Consider the following 15,307-nt stretch of genomic DNA (forward strand, 5'->3'; position numbering starts at 1 on the left):
GGTTTCTCCTCGGAAGATCACGGGAAAACCAGCGGATCGGTGTCCGCTCCTGACCCGAAGGTACGGACAGCGCCGGACGGGCGCAATGGGAATTCAGGAGCTGGAGGGGCGTGCGTGCCCGGGAGCGGTGTGCTTGGGGCCGATGCTCTGTCCCCGGAGGATGTCCGCGAGCTGGTCCATGAAGAGCCGCACCCGTGCGTCGTCGGCATCGCCCGTGCGCAGGGCGAAGATGCTGCGGGCCAGCCGGATCTCCGGGACGTCGAGCGCCACGATGCCCTCGGGCCGGTTGACCATGGCGAGTTCGGGCACCAGTGCTGCTCCCAGGCCCGCTGCGGTCAGCTCGAGGCTGGCATTGAAGTCGTCGCAGTAGGCCGCGATACGGGGATGCAGGTTGCAGCTCGCGAAGAGACGTTCGATGACCGTCGCATCCGCGGTGCCGGGGTGGTGCATGATCCACGGCATGTCCGCGAGCTGGTCGGCGGTGACGCGCGAGCCGCTGCGGATGCCCCAGCTCGCGGGCAGGATGACCCGGAAGTCGTCGTCGCCGATCCACTGGCGGCTCAGGGTCGACGGCCAGGCGAGGCCGGCCTGCCCGACCTGGTACACGAGGGCGAGGTCGAGATCGCCCCCGGTGCGCAGTCCCTGGATGGTGTGCGCCGGTTCGCCGACGAAGACGCGCAAGGACACGCCGAGCCGCTGCCATTCCGGCGTGCGCAGCAGCCGCGGGAGGGCGAATGTCGCGAGGCTGGGGAAGATGCCGAGCCGGAGCTCATGGGCGGGACCGGTACCGGCACGGGCGGTCGAGGCGAGCAGCGCATCGATGTCGGTCAGGACCTTCGAGGCATGCCGGGACATCGCGAGGGCGGCGTCCGTAGGAATCGCGCTGCGGGCGGCCCGCGTGAAGAGCGTGGCGCCCGTGTCCCGTTCCAGCGCCGACATCTGCTGGGATACCGCCGACGCCGTGTAGCCGAGGCTCGTGGCGGCGCCGCTGAAGGACCCGTGGCGGATGACCTCGAGCAGTGTCCGCAGGTGGACCGGGTTGACCACGTAGCACTCTCCTCGTCGGCTGGATCCTTCGCCCCAGTCTTCTACACTCGACTCCCGCGACACGCCAGGGAAACGCGACACGGAAGTTTTTCAGTCTGTGCGGAAGTACTCCACAGCGTGTGGACCAGATGTCTTTTCCGGCCTCGGATCGGCTCGTTTCCGGGCTTTCCGGAGCCCTGGATCTGTGGACATCGTGTGGACTACTCGCTCCCGTAATGACATACTTGTAATACATCATCTAGGGGTAGGCACGAGTTGGTCGCACTAGATGTAGTATCGAGGGACAGAACAACCGCTGGACGGGCATGGGCCCGGAGGCGCGGAAATCCCCGGATTTCCTTCCCCTTTCCGGGGCCGCGCGCCACCCATGACACAGCACGACAGCAGTAGAGAAAAGGGGACTTAGACATGACCGTCACGGTTTACACGAAGCCGGCTTGCGTACAGTGCAACGCCACCTACCGGGCTCTGGACAAGAAGGGCATCGCCTACCAGAGCGTCGACATCTCGCAGGATCCTGCAGCACTCGAGCGCGTCCGCTCGATGGGCTACATGCAGGCTCCGGTCGTCATCACGGACAATGACCACTGGTCCGGATTCCGTCCCGACAAGATCAACTCGCTCGCCGACTCCGTCGTGAGTTCGGTAGCCTGACCGGTTCCCCTCGGGGATCCGCCGGTGTGGCATCGAACATGGCCACGACCGCCGTGGAGGACCGAGCCGACCACCCCGATCCGGCAGAAGCCGGAGTCGGGGAGGGTCCGGTCACCGATGCCCCGCTGATCTACTTCTCGTCGGTCTCCGACAACACCCACCGCTTCGTCAAGAAGCTGGGGGTCCGGGCCGCCCGCATGCCACTGCTCACCAGGGAGCCGACGCTGCGGGCGCTCCGACCCTACGTGCTGGTCCTTCCCACCTACGGGGGGATCACCGGCAAGGGTGCGGTACCACGCCAAGTCGTGAAATTCCTGAACAACGAGCAGAACCGCAGCCTCCTCCGGGGGGTCATCGGGGCCGGTAACACCAATTTCGGTGAGACCTACTGCCTTGCCGCCGACATCGTCGCCGCCAAATGCAACGTCCCCGTCCTGTACAGATTTGAAGTCATGGGCACGTCCGAGGACGTGGACCGAGTTACCAGAGGATTGGAAGAGTTTTGGACATGAGTGTTGCAGAGACGGAGACGGGCGCACCCGCAGCCGCGGTGGACCGCTTCAAGGACATGGGCTATCACGAGCTGAACGCCATGCTCAACCTGTACGGCGCGAACGGGGAGATCCAGTTCGACGCCGACCGCGAGGCTGCGCACCAGTACTTCCTGCAGCACGTGAACAACAACACCGTGTTCTTCCACGACCTCGAGGAGAAGCTCGACTACCTCGTGAAGAACGAGTACTACGAGCGGGAGACGCTCCACCAGTACACGATGAACTTCATCCGCGACCTCTTCAAGCGCGCCTACGCCAAGAAGTTCCGCTTCGAGACCTTCCTCGGCGCCTTCAAGTACTACACCTCGTACACACTGAAGACGTTCGACGGCAAGCGCTACCTCGAGCGCTACGAGGACCGCGTCTGCATGGTCGCCCTCCACCTGGCCCGCGGCAACGAGGAGCTTGCCACGCAGATGGTCGACGAGATCATCGACGGCCGCTTCCAGCCCGCCACTCCCACGTTCCTCAACGCCGGCAAGCGCCAGCGCGGCGAGCTGGTCTCCTGCTTCCTGCTCCGCATCGCAGACAACATGGAGTCCATCGGCCGGTCCATCAACTCGGCCCTGCAGCTCTCCAAGCGCGGCGGCGGCGTCGCGTTCGCGCTGACGAACATCCGCGAGGTCGGCGCGCCGATCAAGCAGATCGAGAACCAGTCCTCCGGCGTCATCCCCGTGATGAAGCTCCTCGAGGACAGCTTCTCCTACGCGAACCAGCTCGGTGCCCGCCAGGGTGCCGGCGCCGTGTACCTGCACGCCCACCACCCCGACATCAACCGCTTCCTCGACACCAAGCGCGAGAACGCCGACGAGAAGATCCGCATCAAGACGCTGTCCCTCGGCGTCGTGGTGCCCGACATCACCTTCGAGCTCGCCAAGCGCGACGAGGACATGTACCTGTTCTCGCCCTACGACGTCGAGCGCGTCTACGGCATGCCGTTCTCCGACATCTCGGTCACCGAGAAGTACTACGAGATGGTGGACGACGCCCGCATCAAGAAGACCAAGATCAAGGCCCGCGAGTTCTTCCAGACCCTCGCGGAGATCCAGTTCGAGTCCGGCTACCCGTACATCATGTTCGAGGACACCGTGAACCGGGCCAACCCGATCGACGGCAAGATCATCATGTCCAACCTGTGCTCCGAGATCCTCCAGGTCTCCGAGCCCACGACGTACAACGAGGACCTGTCCTACGACCAGGTGGGCAAGGACATCTCCTGCAACCTCGGCTCGCTGAACATCGCGAAGACGATGGATTCGCCCGACTTCGGCCGGACCATCGAGACCGCGATCCGCACCCTCTCGGCCGTCTCGGACATGAGCCACATCAGCTCGGTGCCGTCGATCGCCAAGGGCAACGACGCCTCGCACGCCATCGGCCTCGGCCAGATGAACCTGCACGGCTACCTCGCCCGGGAGCGGGTCCACTACGGCTCCGAAGAGGGCCTGGACTTCACCAACATCTACTTCTACTCCGTGGTGTACCACTGCATCCGGGCGTCGAACCTGATGTCCATCGAGACCGGCCGCCGCTTCGCCGGCTTCGAGAAGTCCAAGTACGCGAGCGGAGAGTTCTTCGACAAGTACACCGATCAGGTGTGGGAGCCGGCGACGCCGCGCGTGCGTGAGCTGTTCGCCGACGTGCACATCCCCACGCAGGAGGACTGGCGTGCCCTGAAGGCCTCGGTCATGGAGCACGGCATCTACAACCAGAACCTGCAGGCCGTCCCGCCGACCGGTTCCATCTCGTACATCAACAACTCGACGTCCTCCATCCACCCGGTGGCGTCGAAGATCGAGATCCGCAAGGAAGGCAAGCTGGGCCGCGTGTACTACCCGGCGCCGTACCTCACGAACGACAACCTGGAGTACTACCAGGACGCGTACGAGATCGGCTACGAGAAGATCATCGACACGTACGCCGCCGCCACGCAGCACGTGGACCAGGGCCTGTCCCTGACACTGTTTTTCAAGGACACCGCCACCACGCGTGAGATCAACAAGTCGCAGATCTACGCCTGGCGCAAGGGCATCAAGACCGTCTACTACATCCGTCTCCGCCAGCTCGCGCTGGAAGGGACCGAGGTGGAGGGCTGCGTCAGTTGCATGCTTTAGGCAACTAAGTCGTCAGGCCGGGCATTCCGCCCGGCCTGACACTCCAGGCTCCACCGGTATCACCGGCATTACTTACACGCAGACAAGGAACACACCATGAGCGAGAAGCTGAAGCTCGTCGACCAGGTCCAGGCCATCAACTGGAACCGCATTCAGGACGACAAGGACGTCGACGTCTGGAACCGCCTGGTGAACAACTTCTGGTTGCCCGAGAAGGTGCCGCTGTCCAACGACGTGCAGTCGTGGGCGACCCTGACGCCGGAGGAGCAGACGCTCACCATGCGCGTGTTCACGGGCCTCACCCTGCTCGACACCGTGCAGGCCACCGTCGGTGCCGTCAGCCTCATCCCTGACGCCGTCACCCCGCACGAGGAAGCCGTTCTCACGAACATCGCGTTCATGGAGTCGGTGCACGCCAAGAGCTACTCCTCGATCTTCTCCACGCTGGCCTCCACCAAGGAGATCGACGAGGCCTTCCGCTGGTCCACAGAGAACGTGAACCTGCAGAAGAAGGCGAACATCGTCACGGACTACTACCGCGGCGACGATCCCCTCAAGCGCAAGGTCGCGAGCACGCTGCTCGAGTCCTTCCTGTTCTACTCCGGCTTCTACCTGCCGATGTACTGGTCCTCGCGCGCCAAGCTCACGAACACCGCCGACCTGGTGCGCCTGATCATCCGTGACGAAGCCGTGCACGGGTACTACATCGGCTACAAGTTCCAGCGTGGTCTGGAGAGCGTGACGCCGGAGCGCCGCCAGGAGCTCAAGGACTACACCTTCGAACTGCTCTTCGAGCTGTACGAGAACGAGGTCCAGTACACGCACGACCTCTACGACTCCGTCGGGCTGGCCGAGGACGTCAAGAAGTTCCTGCACTACAACGCCAACAAAGCGCTGATGAACCTCGGCTACGAGGCGATGTTCCCGTCCTCCGTGACCGACGTGAACCCGGCGATCCTCTCGGCGCTGTCCCCAAACGCCGACGAGAACCACGACTTCTTCTCCGGCTCGGGCTCCTCCTACGTGATCGGCAAGGCCGTCAACACCGAGGACGAGGACTGGGACTTCTAACCCTGTTGTAGGAGTGCCATCGCCCAGGTCGCTTCCAGCAGTCCTCCTACACGACCAGCCGGAGCGGGCGTTCCCCCAGCTGCACCCTGATTTCCTGGCCCCAGGATGCAGTGAGGCGGTCTTCTTCCATGCCGTCGCCGAAGACCACGAGCCGGTCGGATGCCACGGTGATGCGCAGTGTATTGCCTGCCTCCAGTACGCCCTCGGTCAGGGAGGTTCCGGTGATGGGGGAGGGCCAGGCCTCGCGGACGAACCAAGCGAGTCGACGGTCGGTGGGCGCCGGCAAGGCGCGTCCTCCGCGTTCCAGCGCGATGGAGGCGCACCAGCCTGTGGCGCCTGTGCCGGTGGAGATGATCAGGCCCGAAGATGAGTGGCTCTCGGTGCGGCCACCGGGTTCCGTCAGGTGGTACCTGGCCGACTGGTGCGAGGCGTGCCCGATGAAGACCTCGTTGAGCCCGGAGAGTTCCTGCCCGTCGTCAAGCCGTGCCGTCACCATGGCGAGCTCCTGGCGGTTCAGCCGCTCCGGTCCGGCCAGGGCGGCACTTCCGATGAGCTTTGCTGCCGCGTCGGGCGTGTGCCGGACCAGGACTCCGGGATTCGCTCCCCGCTCCGGATCGATACCGATGACGGGCTGGCCGTCGAGGTACTTCGCCGCATTGGCCACCAGCCCGTCCTGGCCCACCACGGCGATAATGTCTTCCGATGTGAGCAGGAAGCGGCTGAGGTCGGCGCGCTCCACTTCGGCGTGACGCCAGTCGGCAGGAACCGCCGCCCGGACCATCCCCAGAGCGGCGGCGATGCGGTCGTGGCGTTCCTGGACGTCCTGAAGGCCGCGGCCCCGCGTGCGCAGGAAGAATTCGGCCTGGCCGCGGGTGGCGTGCCGGTCCAGGAGCTCCTGAAGTTCGGTCCGCCGGTGGACGATGACGAGACGGGGTTTTGCCATGACGGATACTACTTTCCGATGCTGCCGGCGGCGCCGGCCGTTGGACGGGCTGCAACGGTCGGAACCGTGCCGCCGGCGGGCTCCCGGAACAGCCCGGCAAGTGCCCCGCTCAGCAAGTCCGGGGTGATGGTGAGGTTCCCTATGTTCGGCAGTGACCCGGCTGCCTCGCGCAGGGCCAAAGCCAGCAGGGTGGCCTGTTCCATGCCCTGGTAGACCGCCATGGTGGCGGCCTCGCGTGCCGCGGCTGCCTCGCCTACCAAGCGGATCTGGTTCGCTTCGGCGGAGGTGTTGATGCCCTTGCGTTCGGCCGAGGCCTGGGTTTCAATGAGTCCCGCCGCGGCTTTTTCCTCCGCCGCACGCCGGGCGTTGGCGCCTTCCTGGGCGACCAAGTGTTCGCGCCGGGTGGCCAGTTCGATCTGACTTGCCATTTCGTTTTCGGAGATGGTCCGTTCGCGTTCGACGGCGACGGCCCGGCGTTCGTAGACGGCCCGGTCCGCTTCGGCTTGGAGCTGTTCCCGGACCGGTGTTTGGAGTGCCCTCTCGACGTCTGACTCCGGCCGGATGGCCAGGACCTGCACCCCGAGGATCTCGATGCCGGTGGACAGGAGCCGGGTGTCCGCGCGCAGGGCCTCGGTGAGAACGGCGCGGAGCTGACTGACGCCACGCTCCAGAGCCTGGGCCAGCGTGGTGGTGGCGATCTGGTCGATGGCGTGGCTTTGACAGAGCTGGCCGATGATCGTGGCCACCTGCTCCCTCCCCGCCGCGGGCCCCGCACCGGCCAGTTGGAGGCCGAAGTCGAGCCGGCTGGAGACAGCCACGGGGTCGATGAAGCGGTAGGTCACGTTTGCCTGAACGCTTACGTCCTGGTGGTCACGGGTAATGGCGTGGAAGAGCGTGGGCAGTTCCTGGTCATCGACGGGAACCTCACTGAGCACGGAGTTGGCGGGGCGGTACCAGAATGCCTGACCGACTCCCTGGTGCCGGACCGAACCTTTCTGGAGGTGGACGACGTAACCGGTGGGGCTGCCCAGGAAGTGGCTGATCCAGGGGTAGCGCGTGATGCTGGCCATGGGATTCTCCTAAACCTCTATGTTCTCGTCACAGTGACGATAACCGACGATAGACTCCGGTGCGATTTATTGTCAAGGTGACGATAAATGCCTACGATGAGCCCATGCCTGAGTCCCACATGGCGCCTGCGCGCTTCCCGGTGACGGTCGACGTCGTCGCCCTGACCGTGGCCGATGACGCCCTGAACGTCCTGCTCATCACCCGGCTGCTCGAACCGTTCCGCGGCCGGCTCGCCCTGCCTGGCGGATTCGTGCTGCCCGGCGAAGACCTGGTCACCGCGGCGGCCCGCGAACTGGCGGAGGAAACCGGCGTCGAGCACGTCCCGGGGCATTTGGAGCAGCTAGGGAGCTACGGCCCGAAGGGGCGCGATCCGCGCGGGGATGTGCTGACGGTGGCCCACCTGCTGCTCGCTCCCACCTTCCCGGTTCTGTCGGCAGGGAGCGACGCCGAGCATGCCGCTTGGTACCCGGTGCACCAGGTTCTGGATGGCGGATTGCGACTCGCTTTCGACCATGAGCGGATCCTCGCTGACGCTGTAGAACGGGCGAAGTCAAAGCTCGAATACTCGCCGCTGGGGGCGGTCTTCTGCGGCGAAGAATTCACGGTTGCCCAGCTCCGGGCCGTGTACGAGGCTGTGTGGGGTACGCGCCTGGACCCCCGGAATTTTCACCGCAAGGCCACGGGAACGCCTGGCTTCCTGGAAGACACAGGGCGCATGACCACAGGCGATGCCGGCCGTCCTGCGGCGCTTTTCCGGCTGGCGCCGGCAGCCCGTCCGGCTGCGGGTCAGCCAACGCGCGCTGTGCTCAACCCACCCCTCATGCGCCCGCGCGCCTGACGCCCATGCAAGCATGGCTGGGACGAACTGATACACGTTCACCGCTGTAAGCGCGACTGTTGCTGCCCCGGTGCTGATGGTAGGACTGTCTCAGCAGTTCAGAAGAAGTTCGGGCACTAAGGACCATCTGACGTGTCAACGATGAGGTCCAGCGAGACCACTGAGGCGGCTTAAATTGACGGGAGAGGCTCTCCTCCTATAACTCGGTGCGTCCGGTCCTGGTGGCGGAAAGTCAGGAGTCGATCGAGGCCATGTTCGCGTCGTCGCACCCCGCGAGTGTGGCGACCAGGGGGTGGATCAGTGCCCGGAGTTGACCGCTTCGAGGTACTGCTGCACGGCCGTCTCGGTCACCCGGTAGGAGCGGCCGAACCGGATCCCGTGCATTGCCCCGGACTGCACCAGGCGGTACACCGTCATTTTCGAGACCCGCATCCGGGCCGCGATCTCCGCAACTGTCAGCAGGTTCTCCGTCGAATTTTTCTGCACCATCGTCACCTGCTCCTTACGTCTCGCTGGATACTTCCGTGTCTCTATCAACAGTGGCCGCGGCCGACGTTTTCCGCATGAGGAGCTACTACTCGTTTTCCTGGTTCATGCAGCAAGTAATTGCCGGAGGTGGTGAACGTTCACGTTCAGCCATTCTCGGCGACCGCGGGTATGGGCGAGTCGTCCCCACCCGCGAGAATCAGCTCTCGAAGCGGGTTTTCTTTCCGTAGCTCCGGCATATTTTTGGCCGGGCGCTGTGAGTACTTCAAGGTCCAGACGATCTGGCGCCAATCGGGTATCGACCCTCGCTGGCGGCCGTCCTCGGACTAAGAATTTACTGCGCTGCCGTGTACGCCGGTGAGGGGGCCGGCTTCATTGCTGGTTTACGGGACGACTTCGGGCAGAGGTCGGTGATCAGCCCCGTCCCAGCGCACTCACGGACCACGCGGATGCCCTCGACCGCTGACGCTTTGTCCGGGAACTGCCCTGATACGGCTACGACCGCTCCATCGGACGCTTTCAACCTGAACCTGAAGAAAACTCCTCCGTCATTGAAGATCTCGAACGTTCCAGCCACAACTACCCCCTAATCGCCCAGGCAGATTAACTGCTCGGGTTCGTCACTGAATCCGGAACTCAACGCTGCGTTCCGGCTGGCCCGGAAACGGGATAAGGCTTCCCCTATGTGACCCCAGCCACACCCAATGCACTTATAGTAAGGGCCTTATTCCGTACTGGCGAGTAATAGCCGTTGAGGCTGGCCGGCGCAAGGACTTTCACGGTGGTGATTACTAAGTAGCCTAGGGCTAGTGCGTACTTATTGCTAAGCATCCTAAACTTTTGGGCGTTCTTTGCTAAGCAACCTAGAATTCTTTTTCCTTGATTTTGAACGCCCTGAAGTACTTACATTCGACGGGTAGTGCCACGAGGAAGCAGGTATTCAGTACTGTTGTTTGTATTGTCTCCCGTTCCCTCGGTTCCACGCCGACGAAGCTGCCGGATCAGTGCAGTGATCCCAGGCTCGGGGCAGTGCCTTTTAAAGCGCGGCGAGCCTGACATCGTGATGGAACGGTGTCGCAGCAGGAACGTCGCCGGATGGTCGCCATCGGTCACGTTTCCGTCCCGCCACTCGTCAAAGGAGTACAGGGCATCGACGCCCTGCCGGGGAAACCCGCCTCAACCGAAGGATGATCACCATGAAGACGATGACCTGTAGCCAGCTCGGCGGCCCGTGCGACCACACCCTTCGGGGCGACGACGCCGACGCGGTGATCAAGGCCCAGGACCGCCATCTCCGCGATGCCGTCCGGGCCGGCGATGCCAGCCATGAGCCGGCACACGAGGAGATGAAGAGCCGGTGGCGTAGGCCGCTCGCCGCGATGGGCTGGTACCGCGACACGAAGAAGGCCTTCGCTCAACTGTCGGAGGACTGAGCCGGCCGGTTCGCATGGCGGCGCTGCACCGAGGCCAGTGCTTCGGGGTCGGCCCGGAAGGTGATTCCGCTGACCCAGCCGCCGGCGACGGCGAAATCGAAGACCACCTTGACCTCGCCGCGGTGGATCCATGCCGCGGCGGGGCGCGAACCAAGGAACACCGCGAACGCCGTCCTGGCGGCACCGTTGAAGAAGGAAGCCACCTGCTGGCGCCCGGCCATTCTCTGCGGGGTGCCCAGCGCGACTGCGGCGTCGTCGCCCGTGACGATCACGTCGGGAGCGAGCAGCTCAAGCAGGCGGCTGAAGTTCCCTCCGCGCGCGGCAGCGAGGAAGGCATCGACGACCTGCCAGTCGGGCATCCTGACGGGGGAGGGGCCGGCGACCTTGGCACGAGCCCGCGAGGCGAGCTTTCGGGCAGACTCCGGGCTGGCGCCGAGGATCGTGGCGATGGTCGCGAAGTCGACGTCGAAGCTCTCGTGAAGGACGAACGCCACCCGCTCCCGGGGCGTCAGGCGTTCGAGCACGACCTGCAGGGCGGAGCCGACGGTATCGGCCAGGGCCACCTCGTCGGCCGGATCCGGGTAGGTCTCGGCGGGATCCTCCGCGTGATCCTCGAGGTCGTCCTGTGGCACGGGCGTTTTCGCCCTCAGCCGGTCGAGGCACAGCCGGGTGGTGACGGTCGTCAGCCAGGCCGGGACATGGTCGATCTGGCCCGCGGAGGACAGGCGCAGCCACGCCTGCTGGACGATGTCCTCTGCTTCGGCATGGTCGGAGAGTATCCGTTCGGCCAGGCGGAGGAGCCGCGGGCGCTCGCCCTCGAATATCGCAGTTCGCTCGTGCATGTCGACACGCTTTCTCCCGGTCCCTCGTCATCCTAGGGACACAAAGGCCCGGTGGCACGAGGTGCAGCCGCAGGAAGCGGTGACCTCGTGAAACACGGGGAGAGGGGAAACACGAACGGACGCAGAGGCCCCCGCAGTGCGCGGGTTTCTCATGCGTCCGTTCGCTCCAGCGATGCCGGGCGGTTCGGCTAGTCGCGGGCCTTCGCGCCGGGACCGGGACGGTTCGCCACCAAGGGGTAGGGGCCGGTGTGGCCGTCACGGACGGCCGCGAGTTCCAGGACGCGGTCGCGGCACAGGCTCCAGCCGAGCATCAGGAGGGGGATGATGACCACCAGGGAGCCGATGGTCCACGTGCCCACGGGCGAGTCGAAGGCCATGAGGACCAGCACCGCCAGGAGGAACGCGAGGGTGATCCACCCGGTGACGGGGGCGCCGGGCATGCGGAAGGCGGGGCGCAGCAGCTCGCCGCGCCTGGCCAGCCGCGCCAGCTGCATCTGGCACAGGACGATGACTCCCCAGGTGCTGATGATGCCGAGGGACGCGACATTCAGCACGATCTCGAACGCCTGAGCGGGAACCACCGCGTTGAGGACGACGCCGAGAAGGGCGACGGCCGCGGTCAGGGCGATGCCGCCGTACGGAACGCCTGCCCTGTTCATCCGTGACGCGAACTGCGGGGCGGAACCTGCGACCGCCATGGAGCGCATGATGCGGCCCGTGGAATACAGGCCGGCATTGAGCGAGGACAACGCTGCAGTGAGGACCACCAGGTTCATGATGGCGTCCACGCCGTTCACCCCGATAGAGCCGAAGAACGTCACGAACGGGCTCTCGCCAGCCTTGTAGGAGGTGTAGGGCAGCAGCAGCGAGAGCAGGATGAGCGAGCCGACGTAGAACACCGCGATGCGCACGATCACGGTGTTGATGGCCTTGGGCATGATCTTCTCCGGGTTCTCGGTCTCACCCGCCGCGGTACCGATCAGCTCGATCGAGGCGTAGGCGAATACGACACCCTGCATCACCACGACGGCGGGCAGCAGGCCGTTGGGGAACATGCCACCGTTGTCCGCGATGAGGCTGAAGCCGACCTCCTGGCCGTCCACGGGAGTGCCGAAGATGACGAAGTAGATACCCACGACGAGGAAGGACACCAGGGCGACCACCTTGATCAGCGCGAACCAGAACTCGAGTTCCCCGAACACCTTCACGCTGATGAGGTTAAGGCCCAGCACCAGGACGAGGGCCGCCAGGGCCCAGGCCCACTGCGGCACGTCCGCGATCGGCGCCCAGTACTTCCGGAAGAAGTTCATGTAGAGCGCGACGGCCGTGATGTCGACGATCGCGGTCATGGCCCAGTTGAGCCAGTACAGCCAGCCCGTGACGAAGGCGGCCTTCTCGCCGAAGAACTCGCGGGCGTAGGAGACGAACGAACCGGAGGAGGGCCGGTGCATGACCAGTTCGCCGAGGGCCCGGAGAATCATGAAGGCGAAGAACCCGCAGACCGCGTAGCTGAGGATGAGCGCAGGACCCGCCGCGGCGAGGCGGCCGCCGGCACCCATGAAGAGGCCGGTGCCGATGGCGCCACCGATGGCGATCATCTGGACCTGCCGGGGCTTCAGGCCCTTATGGTAGCCCTCGTCCTCGCGGTGGAGGGTCGCCTCGGAGGCGTGGGCGTGTGCAGGGATCGTGTGGTCGGAGATGGCCGGTTGCTGCGTGGCCGGTTGTTGCTGTGTCATGACGGTCCTTTACTTGCTCAGGTTGGCGAGGCGCCGCGGGCTGAGGAGTTCGGTGAGCTGCTCGCCGGTGAGCAGCCCGTGTTCGAGTACGAGTTCGGCAACACCCTTGCCGGTGGCGAGGGCTTCCTGGGCGATGGACGTTGCGGTGGCGTAGCCCAGTTGCGGGTTGAGGGCCGTGACCAGGCCGATGGATTGTTCCACCGTGAGGCGGAGGTGTTCGGTGTTCGCCGTGATGCCCCGGACACAGCGGGCCGCGAGGGTGCGGCAGGCTGCCTCCAGGTGGGAGATGCTCTTGTGGAGGCTGTGGACGATGATCGGTTCGAAGGCGTTGAGCTGCAGCTGACCGGCTTCCGCGGCCATGGTGATGGTGACGTCGTTGCCGATGACCTCGTAGGCGACCTGGCTGACCACCTCCGGGATGACCGGGTTGATCTTCCCGGGCATGATCGAGGAGCCGGACTGCACCGCGGGAAGGTTGATTTCACCGAAGCCGGCACGCGGGCCGGAGGAGAGCAGCCGCAGGTCATTGCAGATCTTGGACAGTTTCACCGCGACGCGCTTGAGCACGCCGGAGAGGTGCACGAAAGCGCCGACGTCCTGCGTCGCCTCGATCAGGTCCACCGCCGTGACCAGCGGCAGGCCGGTGATCTCCGCCAGGTGCCGGCAGGCGGCCTCGGCGTACCCGGCGGGGGCGTTCAGGCCGGTGCCGATCGCCGTCGCGCCGAGGTTGATCTCGTGGATCAGCAGATCGGCTTCCGCCAGGCGGAGCCGATCCTCGCCGATCGTCACGGCGTAGGTGCCGAATTCCTGACCGAGAGTCATGGGGACCGCATCCTGGAGCTGCGTGCGGCCCATCTTCACGACCGTGCGGAACTCGAGGGCCTTGGCAGCGAAGGCATCTTCGAGCACGGTGAGCGCTTCGAGCAGCTCCCGGGCGGCGAAGATAGTGCCCAGCTTCACCGCCGTGGGATACACGTCGTTCGTGGACTGGCTGAGGTTGACGTGGTCATTGGGGTGCAGCCGCGCGTAGTCGCCCTTCGGGTGTCCGAGGATCTCGAGAGCCCTGTTGGCGATCACCTCGTTGGCGTTCATGTTCGAGGATGTCCCGGCACCGCCCTGGATGACGTCCACCACGAACTGGTCGCTGAGCCGGCCCGCCAGTACGTCGGCACAGGCCTCCTCGATGGCCCGGGCGCGCTCGCCGTCGAGCAGGCCGAGTTCGTGGTTGGTGCGTGCGGCGGCGAGCTTCACGGCAGCCAGACCCCGGACCAGATGCATGTTGGAGGACAGGGGCTGGCCGGTGATGGGGAAGTTCTCCACCGCGCGCAGCGTGTGGACTCCCCAATACGCATCGGCGGGGACATCCCTGTCGCCCAGGAGGTCGTGCTCGGAGCGGAAGGGGGCAGTGGAGTTGGGGTCGGTCATCGTAATCCTTACGGGGCTTCGTCAGCGGGCGTGGACAGGAAGTCGAGTGCCTGGAAGGTGCCGACGGGCCGGCCTCCGCCGAGCACCGCCGTCCTGGCGATGGAGGCCAGCGGTTCGGTGTCGACGCCGAGCGCTTCCAGCACGGCGACGGCGACGGGCATGCGGGCGCTGTCCCCGCCGTCGGAGATCTTGACCGCCACGGCGCGGCCATCCGGCAGCCCGATCAGCTGGACACCCTGGAAGCCGTCCTTCGCCACGACGCCGGGGACGAGCCGCATGAGTTCGGCGACGTCGCGGTGTTCTCCGGCCACCATGTCGGGGTGGCGTTGCATGGCCAGTCCGACGGCGGCTTCCGCAGTCAGCGTGCCGGCCGCTCCCTCCGCTTCCGCGGCAGCGCGGGCGATGATACCGAACGCGCGGGCCATGCCGCGGAGGGTCAGGGCGAACAGCGGGGTTCCACAGCCGTCGGTGGACAGTCCCGAGGGCCGTTCATCCGTCAGCTCGGCGACGGACTGGGCCACCAACCGTTGCAGGGGGTGGTCGGAATCCAGGTAGCCCGGAACCGGCCAGCCGTTGATCACACAGGTGGCAGCCATGGAGGCGTGCTTGCCGGAGCAGTTCTGGGTCACCTGCGTGGCGGGACGGCCCGCGCGGAGCCACTCCTCCCGCTCGGCGGTGCCGTACGGGAGGTCGGAGCTATTCTCCAGCACATCCGGGGCCAGTCCGTGCATCTCCAGGATCCGTCGGACACCGTCGACGTGCTGTGGAGCGCCGGAGTGGCTGGCCGCGGTGAGGGCGAGCAGATCGGCGGGAAGGTCGAGACCTGCGCGGACCATCGCGACGGCCTGCAGCGGCTTGAGCGCGGAGCGCGGGTAGAAGGGGGCGAGTGGATCACCTGCCGTGAGGAGGGTCCGGGTACCCGTGCCGTCCTGCTCCGTCGCGATCGCCGAGCCGAAGTGGATGCTCTCGACGAGTCCGTCGCGGGTCTGCGCGGCGAGGGGTACGTGCTGCGGAAGGTGATGAGACGCCGGTTCCGGGGCGGAGTCGGCTAGGGCAGGGAAAAGCATGGAGTCCTCGGGGGTGCTGTTCTGGC

Annotated in this window: 15 protein-coding genes; 6 read left to right on the forward strand and 9 right to left on the reverse strand. The window is 65.5% G+C overall.

The features are described from left to right. Positions 1-93 precede the first annotated feature (93 nt). On the reverse strand, positions 94-1,047 hold the full coding sequence (locus ACX80H_RS00090; RefSeq protein ID WP_459310396.1) for a LysR family transcriptional regulator: 954 nt from the start codon (positions 1,045-1,047) through the stop codon (positions 94-96). A gap of 408 nt (positions 1,048-1,455) precedes the next feature. Here ACX80H_RS00090 and nrdH point away from each other — a divergent pair, with 408 nt between their 5' ends. The 4 genes from nrdH to nrdF all read left to right on the forward strand — a co-directional run bounded on the left by nrdH (position 1,456) and on the right by nrdF (position 5,440). Then, on the forward strand, positions 1,456-1,701 hold the full coding sequence (gene nrdH / locus ACX80H_RS00095) for a glutaredoxin-like protein NrdH (protein WP_087073531.1): 246 nt from the start codon (positions 1,456-1,458) through the stop codon (positions 1,699-1,701). A gap of 38 nt (positions 1,702-1,739) precedes the next feature. Continuing rightward, positions 1,740-2,213: a class Ib ribonucleoside-diphosphate reductase assembly flavoprotein NrdI gene (gene nrdI / locus ACX80H_RS00100; RefSeq protein WP_459310399.1), complete on the forward strand. Its 474-nt coding sequence runs from the start codon at positions 1,740-1,742 to the stop codon at positions 2,211-2,213. Beyond that, positions 2,210-4,369: a class 1b ribonucleoside-diphosphate reductase subunit alpha gene (gene nrdE / locus ACX80H_RS00105; protein WP_459310401.1), complete on the forward strand. Its 2,160-nt coding sequence runs from the start codon at positions 2,210-2,212 to the stop codon at positions 4,367-4,369. Before nrdI ends, nrdE begins: the two co-directional genes overlap by 4 nt. Before the next feature lie 96 nt (positions 4,370-4,465). Continuing rightward, positions 4,466-5,440, forward strand: coding sequence for a class 1b ribonucleoside-diphosphate reductase subunit beta (gene nrdF / locus ACX80H_RS00110; RefSeq protein WP_301228194.1), 975 nt, complete (start codon positions 4,466-4,468; stop codon positions 5,438-5,440). 46 nt (positions 5,441-5,486) lie between these two features. Here nrdF and ACX80H_RS00115 read toward each other — a convergent pair whose 3' ends face one another. Together ACX80H_RS00115 and ACX80H_RS00120 are read right to left on the reverse strand one after the other, a co-directional pair. Next, the gene (locus ACX80H_RS00115) at positions 5,487-6,383 is read right to left on the reverse strand and encodes a diacylglycerol kinase catalytic domain-containing protein (protein WP_459310403.1); all 897 of its coding nucleotides are present in this window, start codon (positions 6,381-6,383) and stop codon (positions 5,487-5,489) included. Between the two features lie 8 nt (positions 6,384-6,391). Beyond that, on the reverse strand, positions 6,392-7,453 hold the full coding sequence (locus ACX80H_RS00120) for an SPFH domain-containing protein (protein ID WP_459310405.1): 1,062 nt from the start codon (positions 7,451-7,453) through the stop codon (positions 6,392-6,394). Between the two features lie 104 nt (positions 7,454-7,557). On the opposite strand from ACX80H_RS00120, the gene ACX80H_RS00125 reads away from it, so the two are divergent. Further along, complete coding sequence (locus tag ACX80H_RS00125) at positions 7,558-8,292, forward strand: NUDIX hydrolase (protein ID WP_459310407.1); 735 nt, start codon at positions 7,558-7,560, stop codon at positions 8,290-8,292. A gap of 297 nt (positions 8,293-8,589) precedes the next feature. Here the strand turns inward: ACX80H_RS00125 and ACX80H_RS00130 are convergent, their stop codons facing one another. Both ACX80H_RS00130 and ACX80H_RS00135 read right to left on the reverse strand, forming a co-directional pair. Beyond that, a complete protein-coding gene (locus tag ACX80H_RS00130) occupies positions 8,590-8,781 on the reverse strand; it encodes a helix-turn-helix domain-containing protein (RefSeq protein ID WP_459310409.1) in 192 nt (63 codons plus the stop codon). A gap of 331 nt (positions 8,782-9,112) precedes the next feature. Then, positions 9,113-9,355: a YegP family protein gene (locus tag ACX80H_RS00135; RefSeq protein WP_459310411.1), complete on the reverse strand. Its 243-nt coding sequence runs from the start codon at positions 9,353-9,355 to the stop codon at positions 9,113-9,115. Between the two features lie 619 nt (positions 9,356-9,974). Here ACX80H_RS00135 and ACX80H_RS00140 point away from each other — a divergent pair. After that, positions 9,975-10,211: a hypothetical protein gene (locus tag ACX80H_RS00140; protein WP_459310413.1), complete on the forward strand. Its 237-nt coding sequence runs from the start codon at positions 9,975-9,977 to the stop codon at positions 10,209-10,211. On the opposite strand, the gene ACX80H_RS00145 is transcribed toward ACX80H_RS00140, so the two are convergent. From ACX80H_RS00145 to ACX80H_RS00160, 4 genes are all read right to left on the reverse strand, one after another. Next, a complete protein-coding gene (locus ACX80H_RS00145) occupies positions 10,193-11,053 on the reverse strand; it encodes a sigma-70 family RNA polymerase sigma factor (protein ID WP_459310415.1) in 861 nt (286 codons plus the stop codon). The two genes, ACX80H_RS00140 and ACX80H_RS00145, sit on opposite strands and share 19 nt — an antisense overlap. A gap of 188 nt (positions 11,054-11,241) precedes the next feature. Further along, entirely contained in the window at positions 11,242-12,789 is a 1,548-nt protein-coding gene (locus ACX80H_RS00150) for an amino acid permease (protein ID WP_459310417.1), read from the reverse strand. 9 nt (positions 12,790-12,798) lie between these two features. Further along, positions 12,799-14,214 (reverse strand): aspartate ammonia-lyase, encoded by a 1,416-nt coding sequence (locus ACX80H_RS00155; RefSeq protein ID WP_459310418.1) that lies wholly within the window; start codon positions 14,212-14,214, stop codon positions 12,799-12,801. A gap of 8 nt (positions 14,215-14,222) precedes the next feature. Continuing rightward, positions 14,223-15,281, reverse strand: a complete 1,059-nt coding sequence (locus ACX80H_RS00160; protein WP_459310419.1) for an asparaginase — start codon at positions 15,279-15,281, stop codon at positions 14,223-14,225. Between the last annotated feature and the right edge of the window lie 26 nt (positions 15,282-15,307).

Source organism: Arthrobacter pasteuri (assembly GCF_054510955.1).

Excerpts from the sequence above, each read along its gene's own strand:
- nrdH (WP_087073531.1), top strand. The coding sequence starts at position 1,456 with ATGACCGTCACGGTTTACACGAAGCCGGCTTGCGTACAGTGCAACGCC.
- nrdI (WP_459310399.1), top strand. The coding sequence starts at position 1,740 with ATGGCCACGACCGCCGTGGAGGACCGAGCCGACCACCCCGATCCGGCA.
- nrdE (WP_459310401.1), top strand. The coding sequence starts at position 2,210 with ATGAGTGTTGCAGAGACGGAGACGGGCGCACCCGCAGCCGCGGTGGAC.
- nrdF (WP_301228194.1), top strand. The coding sequence starts at position 4,466 with ATGAGCGAGAAGCTGAAGCTCGTCGACCAGGTCCAGGCCATCAACTGG.
- ACX80H_RS00115 (WP_459310403.1), bottom strand. The coding sequence starts at position 6,383 with ATGGCAAAACCCCGTCTCGTCATCGTCCACCGGCGGACCGAACTTCAG.
- ACX80H_RS00120 (WP_459310405.1), bottom strand. The coding sequence starts at position 7,453 with ATGGCCAGCATCACGCGCTACCCCTGGATCAGCCACTTCCTGGGCAGC.
- ACX80H_RS00125 (WP_459310407.1), top strand. The coding sequence starts at position 7,558 with ATGCCTGAGTCCCACATGGCGCCTGCGCGCTTCCCGGTGACGGTCGAC.
- ACX80H_RS00130 (WP_459310409.1), bottom strand. The coding sequence starts at position 8,781 with ATGGTGCAGAAAAATTCGACGGAGAACCTGCTGACAGTTGCGGAGATC.
- ACX80H_RS00140 (WP_459310413.1), top strand. The coding sequence starts at position 9,975 with ATGAAGACGATGACCTGTAGCCAGCTCGGCGGCCCGTGCGACCACACC.
- ACX80H_RS00145 (WP_459310415.1), bottom strand. The coding sequence starts at position 11,053 with ATGCACGAGCGAACTGCGATATTCGAGGGCGAGCGCCCGCGGCTCCTC.
- ACX80H_RS00150 (WP_459310417.1), bottom strand. The coding sequence starts at position 12,789 with ATGACACAGCAACAACCGGCCACGCAGCAACCGGCCATCTCCGACCAC.
- ACX80H_RS00155 (WP_459310418.1), bottom strand. The coding sequence starts at position 14,214 with ATGACCGACCCCAACTCCACTGCCCCCTTCCGCTCCGAGCACGACCTC.
- ACX80H_RS00160 (WP_459310419.1), bottom strand. The coding sequence starts at position 15,281 with ATGCTTTTCCCTGCCCTAGCCGACTCCGCCCCGGAACCGGCGTCTCAT.